The organism is Candidatus Uabimicrobium amorphum (assembly GCF_009002475.1).
GTDB classification, from domain to species: Bacteria; Planctomycetota; Uabimicrobiia; order Uabimicrobiales; family Uabimicrobiaceae; genus Uabimicrobium; species Uabimicrobium amorphum.
In genome coordinates this window covers 3,664,211-3,681,090 of sequence record NZ_AP019860.1, presented here as the reverse complement: position 1 = coordinate 3,681,090, position 16,880 = coordinate 3,664,211, and the positions used below count along the sequence as shown (strand labels likewise).

At 40.8% G+C, this 16,880-nt stretch carries 12 protein-coding genes and 2 pseudogenes; all 14 read right to left on the bottom strand.

Translation table 11 applies throughout. The annotated features are described in order from the left end of the window. Positions 1-28: 28 nt before the first annotated feature. Positions 29-262, bottom strand: a pseudogene (locus UABAM_RS34170) (protein disulfide isomerase family protein); the annotation flags it as partial. Positions 263-274: 12 nt separating this feature from the next. Then, positions 275-601: pseudogene (locus UABAM_RS13200) on the bottom strand (thioredoxin domain-containing protein); the annotation flags it as partial. A gap of 12 nt (positions 602-613) precedes the next feature. Further along, the gene (locus UABAM_RS13195) at positions 614-943 is read right to left on the bottom strand and encodes a protein disulfide isomerase family protein (protein ID WP_151968473.1); all 330 of its coding nucleotides are present in this window, start codon (positions 941-943) and stop codon (positions 614-616) included. Positions 944-970: 27 nt separating this feature from the next. Further along, the gene (locus tag UABAM_RS33430; protein WP_173013296.1) at positions 971-1,129 is read right to left on the bottom strand and encodes a hypothetical protein; all 159 of its coding nucleotides are present in this window, start codon (positions 1,127-1,129) and stop codon (positions 971-973) included. 161 nt (positions 1,130-1,290) lie between these two features. Then, the gene (locus UABAM_RS13190) at positions 1,291-2,022 is read right to left on the bottom strand and encodes a hypothetical protein (RefSeq protein WP_151968472.1); all 732 of its coding nucleotides are present in this window, start codon (positions 2,020-2,022) and stop codon (positions 1,291-1,293) included. A 19-nt stretch (positions 2,023-2,041) separates the two neighbouring features. After that, positions 2,042-2,851, bottom strand: a complete 810-nt coding sequence (locus tag UABAM_RS13185; protein ID WP_151968471.1) for an SDR family oxidoreductase — start codon at positions 2,849-2,851, stop codon at positions 2,042-2,044. A gap of 2 nt (positions 2,852-2,853) precedes the next feature. Further along, the gene (locus UABAM_RS13180) at positions 2,854-3,804 is read right to left on the bottom strand and encodes an SDR family oxidoreductase (RefSeq protein ID WP_151968470.1); all 951 of its coding nucleotides are present in this window, start codon (positions 3,802-3,804) and stop codon (positions 2,854-2,856) included. Then, positions 3,801-4,700, bottom strand: coding sequence for a bile acid:sodium symporter family protein (locus UABAM_RS13175; protein WP_151968469.1), 900 nt, complete (start codon positions 4,698-4,700; stop codon positions 3,801-3,803). The genes UABAM_RS13180 and UABAM_RS13175 overlap by 4 nt, the downstream gene beginning before the upstream one ends. A 12-nt stretch (positions 4,701-4,712) precedes the next feature. Continuing rightward, positions 4,713-6,233, bottom strand: a complete 1,521-nt coding sequence (locus UABAM_RS13170) for a 6-phosphofructokinase (RefSeq protein WP_151968468.1) — start codon at positions 6,231-6,233, stop codon at positions 4,713-4,715. 174 nt (positions 6,234-6,407) lie between these two features. Further along, entirely contained in the window at positions 6,408-10,040 is a 3,633-nt protein-coding gene (locus UABAM_RS13165) for a bifunctional serine/threonine-protein kinase/formylglycine-generating enzyme family protein (protein WP_173013295.1), read from the bottom strand. A gap of 115 nt (positions 10,041-10,155) precedes the next feature. After that, the gene (locus UABAM_RS13160) at positions 10,156-11,388 is read right to left on the bottom strand and encodes a glycerate kinase type-2 family protein (protein ID WP_151968466.1); all 1,233 of its coding nucleotides are present in this window, start codon (positions 11,386-11,388) and stop codon (positions 10,156-10,158) included. A 1-nt stretch (position 11,389) separates the two neighbouring features. Then, the gene (locus tag UABAM_RS13155) at positions 11,390-12,202 is read right to left on the bottom strand and encodes an ABC transporter permease subunit (protein WP_151968465.1); all 813 of its coding nucleotides are present in this window, start codon (positions 12,200-12,202) and stop codon (positions 11,390-11,392) included. Further along, positions 12,199-13,125, bottom strand: coding sequence for an ABC transporter ATP-binding protein (locus UABAM_RS13150; RefSeq protein WP_151968464.1), 927 nt, complete (start codon positions 13,123-13,125; stop codon positions 12,199-12,201). The genes UABAM_RS13155 and UABAM_RS13150 overlap by 4 nt, the downstream gene beginning before the upstream one ends. Then, positions 13,125-16,790 (bottom strand): DUF4062 domain-containing protein, encoded by a 3,666-nt coding sequence (locus UABAM_RS13145; protein WP_151968463.1) that lies wholly within the window; start codon positions 16,788-16,790, stop codon positions 13,125-13,127. Before UABAM_RS13145 ends, UABAM_RS13150 begins: the two co-directional genes overlap by 1 nt. Positions 16,791-16,880: the final 90 nt, after the last annotated feature.

The following is a 16,880-nucleotide window of genomic DNA, read 5'->3' as shown; positions in this document are numbered from 1 at the left end:
CTCCCGGGATACATCCCGGGAGATGTTTTTATTTTTTACTTGGTTGGATCAAGGAGTCGATGAAATTTCTAACAAAAGACTCTGGCTTGTTGCCAAGGAACGATTTGTCCCCTGTTTTGCCTTGAGAAAAAACTCTGATGGTAGGATAGCCACCTAGTAGATATTTTTTCAATTCGCTATTTTTACTTGCATCAACTGTGGCGATCAAAACTTGATCGTCAGAATAACTGGGAGCGACGTTAACCAGTGTTTTCTTTAATTTTTGGCAGGAGCCTCACCACGAAGCGGAGAACTTCACCATCACGGGAACTTGTGAACCCTTAATGAGTTTTTCAAATTCAGCGGCGGTTTGTAATTCGATGAGTTTTCCACGTCTTTGAGAAGAGACAATTTCGTCTATGAAGTTGCGGACAAAAGATTCCGGTTTGTTGCCAAGGAATGATTTGTTCCCTACTTTACCTTTAGAAAAAACTCTGATGGTAGGATAGCCACCTAGTAGATATTTTTTCAATTCGCTATTTTTACTTGCATCAACTGTGGCGATCAAAACTTGATCGTCAGAATAACTGGAAGCGACGTTAACCAGTGTTTTCTTTAATTTTTGGCAGGCGCCTCACCACGAAGCGGAGAATTTGACCATTACCGGAACTTGAGAGTTCTTGACAAGGTTTTCAAATTCAGCTGTGGTTTTTAGTTCGTGTAGTTTTCCACGAGCAACGGCTGGAGAAGCGTTGTTACCTTTTATGGTTCGATCGATAAAAGCTGTTATGAAGCCTTCATCTTTGCTACCAACAAATGATTCGCCACCCACTTTACCTTTAGAAAAGGTACGGACGGTAGGATATCCGCCTAAAAGATATTCTTTTAGTTCGCTATTTACATATGCATCCACTGTTGCGATCAAAACTTGATCATCTGAATAATTGGCCGCGACGTTAACCAATTTTTGCTTCAGAACGGTGCATGCCTGTCACCAATACGCTGAAAACTTAACAATGACAGGAACTTTGGACTCTTTTACGAGTTTTTCAAAGTCCTGAGCAGTGTCAAGTACTTTTAATTCGGCAACAGCTGTGTTGGCAAACAATGCCACACAAAGAATTGCCAAAAGAATATAAGTCTTTTTCATTAGACACTCCTTTGAAAAAATAAAAATAATTATTATTATAAGACATTTTCAACACGCCATCAATTATAATTTGTTGTGCCGTAAACTACTTAGTGAAAAATGTGCTTATGTTTTCAGGAGCGTTTTTCAAAGGATTTTTTTCTAACAACAGTTTATTTGTATTACTTTTTTTTCTGACGTTTATAAAAAAACACGCCTATGATAGCTAGTATGATTAAAATACCTACTGTAATCCACAACCAGATTTTTGGTCCGGCAATTTCCGCTCGTAGTTGGGGAAGAAATTCACCTTTTTGTTCAATGACATCCACCATATCAAATCGCCACTCTGCCATATTTTGCTCTTTGTTGCGGTAACCATTTGTTGCCACAATGTGTGGTGCATGTAATCGAAAAAGAAAGTGTTTGTCTTTAAAAAATTGATTGACACTTTTCGCGTATTGTGTTTCTTCTTCTTCCTTTAGTTTAAACTTATACATGAATAAATAATTGCCATTGTCTAGTTTTTCTACAGCAATTTTTGCATCGCGTCCTTTGCGTTTGCCTTTGGAGCTAAAAATCTTTTGTAGGTCTTCTTGTAATTGTTTCGTGTTGCGCAAGTCGTTGATATGTACATCTACGTCATAAAACCACAAATCTTTTTTTTCGTATTCTTTAATTTCTGCTTTGGCAACATTGGGGTTTTTTTCTAGTAGTTCCACGTTTTCTTTGATTTCTTTTTGGCGATCTTCATCACTTTTGAAATTCATCATTTTATACATCGAACTCGATACACCAAAAGCAATTCTGACACGCCCAGAACCATCGGCGTGAATCCATATTTCTTGTTCTACCTCAATGCAACCGCTAAACAAAACAATGCTGGCGAGTAGTAGACAAAATTTCTTGATCATTGTAGAACTCCGTTTCAAATTACGACTTTAGTTCGTTGGCAAATTTCTTTTTCATTGCACGAATATAGGTATTTTTTGAAAAACGACTCACCAAATACGCTAGTTTGCTAACACGTCCGATGAGTAAAGTTTTTTTGCGCTTTGTGGCGGCAGTGTATATTATTTGAGCCACATAGTCAGGCGACATTTTTTTTCCGGCATGCACGCGATTTTTTTGTGCAGGTTTGCCATCACCAGAGAGGGCGTTGTCGTTTATTTTTGTGGCGATAAATGCGGGACAAACCATCATGACATCCACTCCGTCATCTTCCACTTCCGCACGTAAACTTTCAAAGCAACCATGTAGTGCGTGTTTACTTGCTGCATACATTGTGCGTGAATGAAGGGGAGCAAAACCAGCAACGCTGGAAAGAGCGATCATCATACCCTTATTTTCGATAATAGAGTCAATACAGGCCGCAGCCCAGTACATACAGCCAAAAAGGTTTATATTAATAACGCGGTGCATGACCTCTACACTTGTTTCGCTAAATTTGCTCAAGTGACTGATGCCGGCATTATTAATCAGAACATCGATACGCTTGTGTTTTTGCAGTACTTTCTTGGCGATTTCGCGTACGTTTTCATCATTGGTAACATCGTTCACGTAACCATCTATGTTCATATCTTTTTGTAATTCATCGCACAACTCTTTGATTCCTTGGGCATCGATATCCGCGGCGATTATGGTTGCTCCGTTTTTACCAAAGACAGTACACAGGGATTTCCCCAATCCACCACAGGCTCCGGTGATGACAACGACTTTACCTTTAAAATTTCTCTTATTCATCTCTACCTTCTCAATTTTTTTTGTTCTACATAATACAAAAATGCTTCTTGTGAAGACTTCTGCGGAATATAGCCAAATACATTTTTTAAGTTATTGTTGTCAAGCACTGGGCGATATTGCAATAGGACAATTTGTTCGGGTCCATAAGGACTAACTCTTAACCAGCGGCCTACCCTGAGAGCGACACTTAACAGTGTTGGTGAGAGAACTTTCACTTTTTTATTCAGTATTTTGGCGATTTCATATATTGTGAGCGCCCCATCACCAGCAACATTAAATGTACCTGTCTGTGACGAGAAAATTGCCTGGACAATACACCCACAAACATCTTGATCCCAAATAAACACAAAGCGGCTATCACTTCCCTTTATTGCGAGTACAGACTTATTTTCGAAAAGAGCCACTAGCGAGTTACTTACGTTTTTCCCCACAATAGTTCCAATGCGAAACACTACCTGTTGTAATGTGGGATGGTTTTTGCGGTACTCGGCGAGCATTTCTTCTACAAGTCTTTTGTGGCGCGAATAGGGTAATCTTTCATTACCACGTACTGTGTCATTTTCGGTGATCCATTGAGGATTATCGGCATAGTAACCATAAGCCGCACCACTGGAGGATACCACGATTTTTTCTACGTTGTTTTTCACGCATGCTTCTAATACGTTTTTTGTTCCGAGAACATCAATCGCGTATTCTAATTCGGGATCGCTTTTTTTGCTGGGCATAACTGCGGCGAGATGCACAACTACGTGGATATCGTTTTCCGCAAAAACATTACTCATTTCAGGAGCGCGTACGTCCAGTATGTGATAAGATACCCCAGGTATTTTTTGGTGTGGTTCTCTAATATCTAAGGCAAAAACTCGTACTTCATTGCTGTGATTCTTCATTAATTCTTGTATCACAATACTTCCCATGTAACCACTTCCACCCGTAACAGCGATGTTTCTCATGCGTCTTCCTTTCGCGACCAATAATATGCAATACTAAGTCCCGCAATAATATGCCAAATGCCCCACCAGCAGGCAACAATGGCCATTCCGCCTAGTTTCTGAAAAAAAGTAAAAATGATCGTTAGCCCCAATGCCGAGTTTTGAATACCCACTTCGATGGTAATCGCTTTACGATCTTTATTTGGTAGGTTGAGAAATGTAGCTCCTAGATATCCTGTCGCAAGTGCTGTGGAATTATGCAACAGTACAATAACGAACACCCAGCCGATATAGTGAATAAAAGAATTCCAGTTAGCGACCAACGCCAGAAAAACGAAACCAATGAATACCACGAGGGAAAATTTCTTCATGGGGTCTTTGAGTCGTGAAGCGAGATGTGGGCGTTTCTCGGCAATGAATAGTCCCGCTACAAGAGGTAAACCTAGAATGCAAAGTATTGTGGTCGCCATATCCAAAGGAGAAATGGATATTTGCTTGAGTATTTTTGATACCTCGGGATGGTAACTCCCCCAAAAGGTAAAGTTTAGAGGGGTCATAAATATGGCGCACAGCGTCGATATGGCCGACATACATACGGATAGTGCCGTGTTACCTTTGGCAAAATGTGTAAGGAAATTGGAAATATTTCCCCCAGGACAAGCAGCAACGAGTAGCATTCCCATTGCCATACTCGGTATAGGATCTAAAATCAGTATTAGGAGAAATGTAAAAGCGGGAAGAAATAAAAATTGAGATAGAAGGCCTATCCCCACGGAACGCGGAAATTTACGGATATTGTCGAAATCCGTGGCCTTCATATCAAGTGCAACCCCAAACATTACGATGCCTAGAATGATGTTCATTACCACAACAGCATTAGGACTAAAGTTTAAAACGACATCATCAATAGGTTGCATAACAACTCCGATCTACAATTTACCCGTAATACACTCTGGATCTCCCAAACGATTTGCCAACGCAACTAAGTCTCCAGATACAGAGTTGTCTGTTTGTATTTCATCTAAATGAAGAGTGTACTCTTTCCCCGACAAAACGGCAGGCATCATGTAGGTTTTTCCTTGCAATATTAAATGTGTTAAATTACGTGCTAAGCGCTGTGCTAAAGTAATGTCCATGTTATTTGGCGACGCACCACGGATATCGCGCGAAAAAGACTCGCAGATGATACGCTGATTGGTTTGTAAACCCTCCTCCATAAGCTCTTGGTAGAAGAACTCGGCAGCACTTCCTGTGATGTTATTGTTTTTTCGATAATCGCGTTTGTACCCTTCAGCTACGACAATGACCGTGTAATCACGATCTTTAAGGGCGTGGGCTATTTTGGGGATATTATAGTCAAAGCCTGGTAGTACCGCGAGATGTGCCCCTGCTCCTAAACACGAATGTAAGGCGTGATGCCCTCCTCTCGCTCCCATCATCTCAATAATATAGCAGCGTTTGTGGGTGCGCGCATCTGCCATGTAGCAACGTACTTTTTCTGCCCCCATCTCTACTCCTGCGTGTTGTCCAATGCATTCTGAACCATAGATATCGCTGTCAATAGTTGCGGGAATAAAAAACGATTGCAAATCACCTGGGAGAAGCTTCGAAAGAGACTTTAAACCTTCAAGAGTTCCATTTCCACCTACAGCAACAATAACACGTGTTTTGTGCTTTAATATGGTCTTTGCTGCTTTTTCCTGGTTTTCTAGTAAACGAAACCCTTCATAGCGTTCACAGCGAAAGCGTGCACCGCGCTCTTCGCGTAATACCGGGGCGTGAATGACACCTGGAATATGCTCCAGCTGTTTATACAATTGTTCGTTGTAAATCAAGCAGCGTAAGTTGGCGGCACCTCCTCCTTCTACAAGGGATTTAAAACCTGTCGCTGCGACAAACACACTGCGTTGGTAGTGCTCTAAAAATTGCACAATAAAGGAAGTGACAGAGTTATATCCTGGGGAACAACCACCATCCTGGATTAGTAGAACATCAATTTCTTGATATAGCGCATCTTCTCCGCGGATGTAAGATGTGACAAGAGAGCCTAGTTCCTTATAAATTCGCACTAATGATTGGGCTGAAATACGTTCTTCGACAAGTATTTCTGCAGGGAGAACATACAAGGAGGTTTCCTTAATCGCTCGCGCCGTGGCTACATGTGGTTGCTGGCCAAGCATGGATACTTCGCCAAATATATCTCCCGAGTTGAGAATATTGATACATCGATTACTTTTTTCAATTGCACAGCGACCTTTTTCGATAATGTAAATCGCCGCCTCTAAACCCCCCTGAGAAAAAATAATCTCACTTTCGTCATAAGTAAATTTTTTCAAAAAGGAAATAATGGTTGTTAAGTCTTCATCATGAACATCTTTAAATATTCGCGACTGCCGTAAAAAAATTTGTAACTGAGGATCATCCTTTGAAAAATCTTGTTCTTCAGCCATTTTTTATCCTAAATTTATGAATGAGTTACTAAAATTTATCATCATTTTTCCCGTGATGAATATATACTAAAAACTCTGAGGTTGCACAAGGTAAATTTCATATCGTGGGTACAACCAAAAAAAGCGATGAGACTATAAAAGTATAGTTTCATCGCTTTTTTTAGAATAGGGCGTTTATTCTTCATACATAATAAGGCGCATACCTGTCACGTGAGAGTATGAGCTGCGGTCTACATTTTGCCTCATGGCACTACGCAATTGTTGTGCTTGATGCCCATAATGTCCTCCGCGTAGTATCCTTTGTGAATTGCCACTGGGGTTGTAAAAAGGATCTATTTGTTGTTCGGTATCGTAATTCCTTACGCTATCACGACATATCTCGGCAACGTTGCCTAACATGTCATAAAGGCCCCAGCTGTTTGGTCTTTTACGACGTACAATCGCAGGGTGTTTTTTGCTATTGCTTTTACTCCACGAATACACCACAGCTCTTTTGTATGAATTGCCCCAATAGAAGGCTGTGGTGCTACCTGCACGGCATGCATATTCCCATTGCGCTTCGGTGGGAATGTCAAAACGTTGACCTAATTTTGTTAATAAATCAGATTTTATGCGATTGAATGACAAGTATGTTGCCGGGTATATAGGCCCGCTTTTTACAGATTCTTTACCCTTCCATGGTGTCGTTGCCGCAATTTTTTGCCATGTTATTTGTGGCATCTCTTCTTTTTGTATCCAGAATGCTTTGGAAATCACAACTTTATGGCGTATTTCCTTTACGTTTCTACCGCGTTCTGTGTCTGAAGATCCTAACCAAAATCTTCCCGGGGGAACAAATGCCATGTTTAATTTGGTTCCTTGGATAGAAATGGTCTTTGTTTCTTTTTTACCTAAAGATTTTGCGTAGTATTTTTGATACGTTTTGGCATAATCTTCCTTTTTGCTATCAGATAGTTTCATCCAATATGGCGAAGTCATGTCGAGTATTTCGTGACCATTATGACGATAATGTAATTTTTGCCAAGCATCCGAATAAAAACCATATTTTTTTCTTTCGGCTTTTAATTTTATTTTAACGGATTTTACTGTTTTTTTCTTTATCGATAACGTCACGCGTACCGGATACTCGACGGCTTTCGTCACTGTAAAGGGCAATGCTACATATTTTGACGACTCTTTGGGGAAATCGGCCATGGTTTTTCGACGGAATTCACCGAGGCTGTCAATCGCTACGGTAACAGCGCTTTGATCTTGTTTACCAATATTTTTAACCACGATAGGAATGGTTTGTTCTATTTTGCTGATAATTGGTGTGGAGCGTACCTTGAGTTGCAAATTGGTTTGTAACTCATGAAAGTAAGCTAAGTTGCGTTTCCACACATCGTAATCTAATGTATTTTTATCCGCTAAATCCCAGTATTTTTTTGCTTTGGCGAAATCATTTTCATGAAAAAAATGTATGGCTAAAATACTGGCCAATGTTGTCGCTTTTTTCCCTAATATCTTCACCATGTCGTTTGCGGAAATGGTTAAGTAATTGTATTTTTTTGTTTGTATGGTAAATTGACGCGCCTTGATTTTTGTAATTTTTCCTGATGCGCGACGGTTAAATTTTAATGTAAGAGAAATTTTTTGCATGGCACTCAATGCTTCGCGGAGAGCCCTCTGTAAATTTACGGAACTTTGTGCAAAGGCATCAAATCTCAATTTTACTTGTTGGCGCAGAATAGGGTCTTGGATTTTGCGTAGGACATCGTCTAAATTTTGGAAATTTATTAGATGTCTTGTTAAAACGCTATGGAAATAAAGATTGTGTTGCTCTTCGTTTAGTGCCGTGGCTTTTCCCGTATTTTTGACAGCGTTATTTTCGTCCGTTAAATTTTTTTGCTGTGGAGTATCTCTTTTGCCATTTAGTTTTTCGCGTGTCGTTAATAATTTGTTCATGACAATTTTGATCTGAACATTTTGTTGTGAAATCATCTCGATAATATGCCGGTTATCATCGAATGATTGCCAAAACTTATCGGGAACTTGACGATTACTCTCCAATAAAATCAATCCTGTGGATAATTCGCGCGACAAGCCTTTTTCTATATTTCTTTTGTGATGCTGCACTACTTGCCATGAAGGAGTATCTTTGTATTTCTCGTCAAAAGAGTTTAGTTGGTTCCACATAGCAAAAGCATTGGGTAACATCTGCATTTTGGCTAGCTTCTCTTTTGCTTCTTCCTGCAAATTCACTTCTTTTTTGGCGGTTTGTTGTGGTGTTTTTTCGCTTTTATCTTTTGTTTGTGAATTATTTTTTTTGTAGTCGTTTTTTTGTGAATCAACGCGTGCGTTGCTGGAGTTGTTGTTGAAATCTTCTGAGTAGTAGTTATCGCTTGAATTACTTGAAAGTAATATCATTAGAAGTATGAATACTAGTATTGCCAATACGATAATGGCAACCATTTGGTTTTGGTTTTGATCGCGTCTATTTTTTTTCTGTAGCGCAATTCTTTGTGTCACGCGACTACTTTTCATTGCCATGCGTTGCGTGGTTTTTACGGGCCTTCGCCGTTCTGTTATGACTCTCTGCGTGGTCCTTTTCGTGATTTTTTTTGATGTGGCGGTACTTTTGCCTGCGGAAAAATTTTCCAGTGCTTCGACAAACTTAGCGGCGTTGCGATAGCGATTATCGGCTTTTTTCTTTAACGCTTTCAAGCAAATTAGCTCTAAATCGCGCGGGATTTCTGGGTTGATTTTACTCAACGATTGTGGTTGATTGTTGATCACTTGGTTGAGGATTTGCAGGTAAGATTTTCCTTCGAAAGGTGGCTGTTTGGCGAGTATTTCATAAAAAATCGCCCCCAACGCATATACATCAGTACGTTCATCAACATCTTTAATACCTTCCGCCTGTTCAGGAGACATATATTTTACTGTTCCCAAAATTTCACCCGTTCGCGAAAGTCCGGTGTCATCATCTTTGAGTTTTGCCAGACCAAAATCCATGACGCGTGGATTTTTTTCTTCATCCATCATGATGTTTTCCGGTTTTAAATCACGGTGAATTACTCCTTGGCTATGGGCATAACCAATAGCTGTGGCCACTGTTTTTATAATGGATATCGCTTCTTGGATACTTGGCTTATAGCGATAAATATATTGTTTTAGATTTGTGCCTTGGATGTAATCCATGACAAAATAGGGTATTTTATTTTCAACGCCTGTTTCGTAAATAGTCACGATACCGGGATGTTGTAACTTCGCCGTTGTTTTTATTTCTAGACTGAAGCGTTGTAGTTGGGTTTGGTTGGCAACTTGTCCTAATGTGAGAACTTTTAAAGCTGCTTCGCGGTCGAGATGCGGGTCATGTACTTTATAAACTGTTGCCACACCTCCTTGGCCAAGAACTTTTTGTATTTGATAGCGGCCAAATTTGCTCAGGGTTTGGTTACCCAATGCTTGGGTTTCCCCCTGACGATTTGTAGGAGATTCCCTTTTCTCTGCGATGGGCGTTATGATCGTTGTGGCGTTTTGCATTGCCTCGCGACGAGTTGTGGAGGCTTTTCTTTTCTCTGTGATTGGAGTTTTGATACTCGTAGAGCTTTGTTGTGCGTTCGAAGTTTTTCCAGGGATTTGTTGCGCGATTGCTCGTGCATCAAGGCTTGTAATGGCTTCTTCTTGAACGAGAATTTTTTCTAGAGGTTCGTCAATACCTCGTTCTTTTAATAAGCGCTGCAAATCGAGATATTTACGCAGTTCTGCTTCCGTAATAAACCCTAGTTCAACTGCTACGTTTCCGAAATCTTTGCTTTCCGACATATTTATTTCCCAGCTAAGCACAAGTAGTATCTTTGTGGTTGTATCCACATGTGTACCAATCGAAATAATGACACTTTTAGTATAACATGCCATAACAACAAAATAACTAATAAAATTATAAAATAAAGGCCATGACCATATCCATTACATTTGTCCCGGTTTTGCCCGGAGACAATAAGCCCCCATATTTGTGAAAAAAAGAGTACGAGTCGTTATTTTTTAGGTACGTTTTGATTTCCTGAGGATGGTACAATTTACTGCTGACAATTGCACCCGCGGCATCGGAGTTTCCATCGATACCATCTGTTCCAGCGCTTAGTATGTAGATCCCTTGACAATCTTCGAGGGCTTGTAAACTAGCGAGAGCCAGTTCCTGATTGCGCCCACCACGGCCTTTGCCTTGGACGTTGACTGTTGTTTCGCCGCCGAATATAAGACATACTGGGGGAGAAAATGGTTGGTGTTTGTCGCGAATTTCTTTGGCAATGGCTACGATACATTTTGCGATTTCTTTTGCCTCCCCGTGCATTTGGGAAGTCATGATATGTGCGTCAATACCGTACTTTTGCCATGCCTCTCGTGCGTATTGTAGGGCAATCGAGTTATTACCTATAACAAAATGTGGAACATTGTTCGCTGCGCGACACACTGAACTTTTGGGTAAGGTATAAGTAATGTCATAAGAGTCAAGTATGTGTTGAGCGTCGGTGTAAGGCTGGTGGTAAAGAGGTCCCGAACCAATCACCGCAAGGTCGTCACCAATCACATCCGAAATTACGAGGACAATTCCTGGTGCGGTCAACGCTTGTGCTAATTTTCCTCCCTTGATGGCCGACATTTGTTTGCGAACACTATTGAGTTGTGTGATGTCCGCACCTTTTTGTAAAAGTTGCTGTGTTATTTCCTGCATGTCTTGTAGAGACACACCAGGAGGCAGCTTCTCTAATAGGGCTGAAGTTCCTCCCGAAAGTAAATAAATAAAAAAGTCGTTTTGGGACAATGCTGCCATTTTTTCGAATAGAGTGTTACCTGCATCAACGCTTTTTTGTGTGGGAAGAGGATGAGAACTTTCGATCACCTCGATGTCGCGGATGGATTCGCTGTGCATATTACTCACGACAACGCCGCCAGCTATGCGCGAAGGTATTAGGTCACAAACAGCTTTGGCCATAGTTGTTGCGGCCTTGCCGCTGCCAAAAATGTGAATTTTGGGTGGCAAAGTTAACTGATTTTTTCCAATATGCAAGGTGTCGTTTTTTATTTTTAGATTTTCTTGAATAAGTGTTTGTGGCAAAATGCGCGCCACAACACTCATGAAAACACTTTGCAGTTTTTCTTCTGGAGTCATGTTAGTAATCCTTACTTTCAAAAATAACACAACTTATGGCAAGAGTAACCACCATGAAAATAAGAGATGACGTCAATGGGTACCAGTCGACATTACTTACGTTTAATTGTATAAAAATAGCCATACACTCCCGAATTTTTGGCAGTATGTGATATGACATATCCATAATGAAAGAGAATGTATCATTGCCTATCTGGTGTTTGATGAATTCTCTGCTTTGTAGCACTGTCTCAAGTAGATATGCATATACTAAGTAAGCGGAGATACCAGCGCCTGCTCCACGTGTAAAAACGCAACAAAAGACGATTAACGAAAAGGCAATGGCAAAAACAAGTGGTATCATCACAATGGATAGAAAAGGTTGGAATGTAATGACACCCGCTTTAAATGACAGAATACCCCATAGTGTTCCTCCCATCACCAACATTAGGACGAAAACACTTAATGTACATGCAAAAAACTTATATAACAGTAATTGTGAACGCCATAAAGGCTTACTCAAGTGCAAATCTAGAGTTCCAGGTTTTAGTAAGTTTGCCATCACAAAGGCAAAGGCAATGATAAATAAAAAAATCAAAGTTCCGCCTATAATTTGCGAAAAAAGTACCATTTGTTGTTCGACAAACTTGACGCCATCTATGGCACTTTTACCAGCAAAGGAAGAAACTTCCACTTTGCCGTTGTCTAATTTTGTCACACTAATGGCAAATAGATAGGTGCCGGCAAACATCGCAGTAATAATACCAAAAGCGATCACCATTTTTTTATCGCGAATCTCGCGGAAGGTATCTATGAATATGGCAAGGAATTTCACTTGTCACCATCCTTTCCAATGACATCGACAAAATAATCTTCTAAACTTTGGCGATCTGGTATAATACTGCGGATTGATACGCTGTTACTACGTAAAGTATCAATGATCAAATCGAGTTCCTCAACTTCTTTTACCGTGACGTGGATTTGATTGTCCACGGATGCAATGCTTTGCACTTTTTCTTTGAGGGAGGCAACACTGGTTTCTGTTGCACCAACAACGTCTATTTTGTAAGCGTTGCGCTTGGCGACCAATGAGTCAATGGTTCCACGACGGATGATTTCCCCTTTGTTCATAATGACAATTTGATCGCATATTTGTTCTACTTCACTCAAAAGATGCGAATTTAAAAAGATAGTTTTTCCTTGCTCTTTTAGTTTGAGAAGTAAATCGCGAATCTCTTTTCTTCCCAGTGCATCTATACCGTCCGTGGGCTCATCCAAAAAAAGTAGTTCACTATCATTAATAAGGGTTTGTGCTAAACCAATGCGTTGTGTCATACCTTTGGAATATTTTTTTACCTTTGTCTTGCGCCATTTTGTCATTCCGACGAGTTCGAGAGTCTCGTCTATTTTGTCGCGCAATTTTTTTCCGTGGACACCACTTAAGGAACCAAAATATTGCAAAACCTGTTCACCTGTCAAATAACGCGGGTAGGTGTGATTTTCCGCGAGATAAGCAAGTTTCGTTTTGACATTGGTGGCGTTATACTTGCTATCAAAAATCCGCGCACTGCCCGAGGTTGGCTTTATAATCGACAATAATATACGCACCAAGGTGGTTTTCCCGGCGCCATTTGGTCCTAGGATACCGAAAACTTCCCCTGGTTTTACTTGTAGGGAAACCCCTTTGAGTGCATGAATCTCACCTTGTAAAATTTGCCGATACTTTTTGTGTAAATTTTCTACCTCAATGGCGTACATTACGAAATCCTTTCGGGTTCAAAAATTAAAGGATAGTTCCCCGAGTTACCAATAATGCGATTTTCACGACAAAAAACATTTTCTAGATAAGGGAAGAATAATGGTTGCCCATTGATAGTGATTTTCATAACGCCCTCATCTATCTCCACATCGTATGTTCCGGTATTTGCGGTTACCGCGGCGGTCAATTGTTCTTTTTCTAAGCACTCGTAGTTATCCGCGGACCATACTTTTTTTTCTATGTACGAATGAGATACCACGGTGTTGTCATCGGTGAATTCAAGACTGACAACACGTATGTCGTGTGCGTCAAGTTGATGAATGCATTGTTGCTCTTTGGCACTCCACACAAATATAGAACCGTCTTCACTTCCACTAAGGATAGTGTTACCACTCATCGCCAAGGAGGAAATGGATTGACTGTGTCCTGAAAGTGTGCATGTTAATGTTTGCGATTCCAGATTCCATAGATGTATCTTATTGTCGTGTGTCCCGATAATGAGCAGTGTATTGCACGGGGAAAACAGTAAACAAGAAACAACTCCGGTGCTAAATTGTGTGATGCGTTTTCCGGTGATTCCATCCCAAAGCATCACAAATTGATCGTATGAACCTGATGCCACAAAATGCGCATCTTCCGATATTGCCATGTCGCTAATTAAAAATTTGTGTTCGTGTGCCTGTAGGCTTGTTCCCTGTACTTTTGTACTCCACAAACGCACTGTTTTGTCCATCGAACCAGAGATTAATTTTTTGCCATCGGGTGTGAAATGAACACTTCCGACAATACTGTCGTGGCCTTCGAGTACCGCTTGCTGTTTGTATTCTTTTGTGTCAAACAAGAATATTTGTTGCGCACCTATGGCAAGAGTTTCTCCATCTGAGCTGTAGGTAATGCTCATGGGAGCGGCCCCTAAGTTGTGCGAATGTACTATTTTTTGCGCCTCCATATCCCATATTTGGAAATAAATATGTGTGGATATTGCAATTTTTTTGTTTCCTGGATGAAAATCGACATCGCTTATAATGCCTTCGCTTTCGTAACTTGTGACGAGTTCGCGACTTTGTAAGTCCCAAATCTTCATACTGTTGCCATAATCCCCCGATGCCAAAAACTTTAGGTCGGAGCTAATGCTTAGATTACTTATCGCGTGGCTATAATCAGCAAAACACGCAACTTGCTGTTTCGAAATTGTATTGTAGACGACGACGCGGTTGTCTGCGGTAGCCACGGCAAGGAGCTCCCCATTGGCACTGAGAGTCATTTTGGTAATGAGTACATTCTCTTCGCCGAGGCTTTTTATTTTTTCGCCTTGTGATACATCCCACACATCTATTTGTAGTCCCGCAGAATACACCATGCTACCATCGGGAGAAAAACGTACATCGTTTACAGGCGCTTCGTAGGTATGCTCTAGCAAAATTTTGTTGGTATGTATATCCCACACACGTAAAGTACAGTCGTACGACCCGGAAGCGGCCTTCGTTCCGTCACTGCTGATGTCAATACCCGTCACAGGTTGTTCGTGCTGGAATATGTTTAATACCGGGGAATCCAAACGCGTTGGTAAAGGACGAATGGCACGTAACCATGGGGAAGACGAGGATGCATTTTGACGCCAATGTTCTACAACGAGATGGAATTTGGGTTTGTCTTGGTTCCACGCGTAGGTGGGGTCATCTTTGGTAAAGTGTTGTTGTGCATCGTGGTGGTCATGCCAATATCCATAGTTCCATAATGTTTGTAGTAGACATTGGGGGTGGTCTTGTAAAAACTGTCCGTCAATACCTATTGCACGGTTCATAAGAGAAATAATTTCACGATTCACCCTCACCTGTGGTGCCATTTCGAATTCACTACTTTGGCGTAGTTTCACAACTTGCCCATTTAAGGCAAAGTCCAAATCATTTTTTAATTCTGCCACCATGTGTGCGTTGCATTTGGCTTGTAAAAAATCAAATTGTGTCAAAACTTCGAGTAGTTGTTCGTATTCTTCTGCCCACTGCAATTGAAATGGTAGTTCTTCCAATGTACGATAGTATTCATGGCCTTTTTTATGTAGGTATGCCGCCATTTTCTTATGGCAATTGCGCATACCGGATTTACCAAGACGCATTTTTATCGCCAATTCGAATTGTGGGTGAAAAAAGTTGAGGAAATTCTGTCGTTGTACGACAAATGTGCGTAGAGACTTTCTCGCCAACATGACAAAATCGTCTCCTACAGAAAGAATATCTTTTACTTCTTTTTCTAGCACCCCATTTTCTCCTGCGGCAATTAAGCCGAGATAGGTTTGTATCATTGCGGCAGCGGGTGACTGTAGTGAGGGAAATTTTGTAGAAAAATCCTTCTCTAGGCGTTCGAGAACTTGTTCGAATAAGGCCTCAATACTCACCGCCAGTTGTCCAACTGCAATTCCCGAAGTCGCCACTTCCTCTAGTGCCACTTTCAAATACAGCGGGTTACCCGATGCGCGTTTGCGCAAAAGTTCTTTGTCGTCGGTAGAGAAATTAAGACGGTGTTTTTGGGAAAAAATTTCAATAATCTCATTTGTCTCATTCATGGAAAGCGGCATGAGTTGTTTGGTCGTTACAAAAGGAAAATCCTGTACGCGGTCCAGTGTATCTGCGGGGCGCGACGAGAGAATAATTCGTATGTTTTGCGGCAATGATCGTGGTAACCACAATAGATCACGGCCATTGTCTGCCACTTCGTCTAATCCATCAACGATGAGAATGAGTGGCTGAGTGTAGGCTTCGAGGCTCTTTTTGACAGCCAATTGTAAGGACTCTAAATCAGATGGTACCTCTTTTAAAATATTCCATACCTTGAGTTGTTCGGCAATATTGTGTACAATTCCGCTAATTTGACGCGAGTCACGTCCCATACCCATGAAGTGCGCGACAATGGGAATTTTCGTCCCACCTCTTTCGCAGATAAATTTGGCCAGCAATGCCGATTTTCCCGTACCAGCTACGGCCTCAATACATAAGTAGTTTTGACGATCATTGGCGTCGACAAACTCATGGAGACTGCGCAGGTATTCTTTGCGTCCACAAAAACGATGTACTTTTTCGGCCAAAAAATTGCGTAGGATGTCACGGTAAGATTGTTGCTCCTCACTCTGCGGCGCATTCGGGTATTCGCTGTTCACCACTTTTTGGAAATGAGATGTCACATTGTCGAGAAGCTCTGCGACATTGTCGCAATGAAATACCGTTTCACCTTCGTTTTGAATAAATTGTTTTAATTTTGTTGTTGCAGCAACATTGTCACCGCTTTTTTCTTCTCCCTGGGTAAAACAGAAAAAGCGTCTTTCTTTGGGAATAATCTCCAAAGCTTTGCGAATTTCCATTTCCGTGACAGAGTAACCTTCTTTATTTTGCTTACCATCGACACCTTTTTCGGGTATCCAACCGTAGCGGTTCCCCAAAATAGCGATAAAATAGTCGCATTGTTCTACCATGCGAATACACCAATCCACAACGTGCTCTGTTGAAGATCTGTCGCGCCACCTTAAATCATATGAGCAGATAGTCAGTCGTTTGTGTAAAATTTTTTGCTCGATTTTCTCAAAAATTTGATGCAGGCGATCGCGTTCAAGTTCTAAATCTAGAAAAGTTGAAGAAACGAAAACTTTGAGCATCTTCCATGTATTGAGCATAATGCCTCCTACGACTATTTCGAAAGTTTATTGACAACAATAAAAAAAAAATATCTAATATGACCAAAAAAATATCTCAAAATTATATAG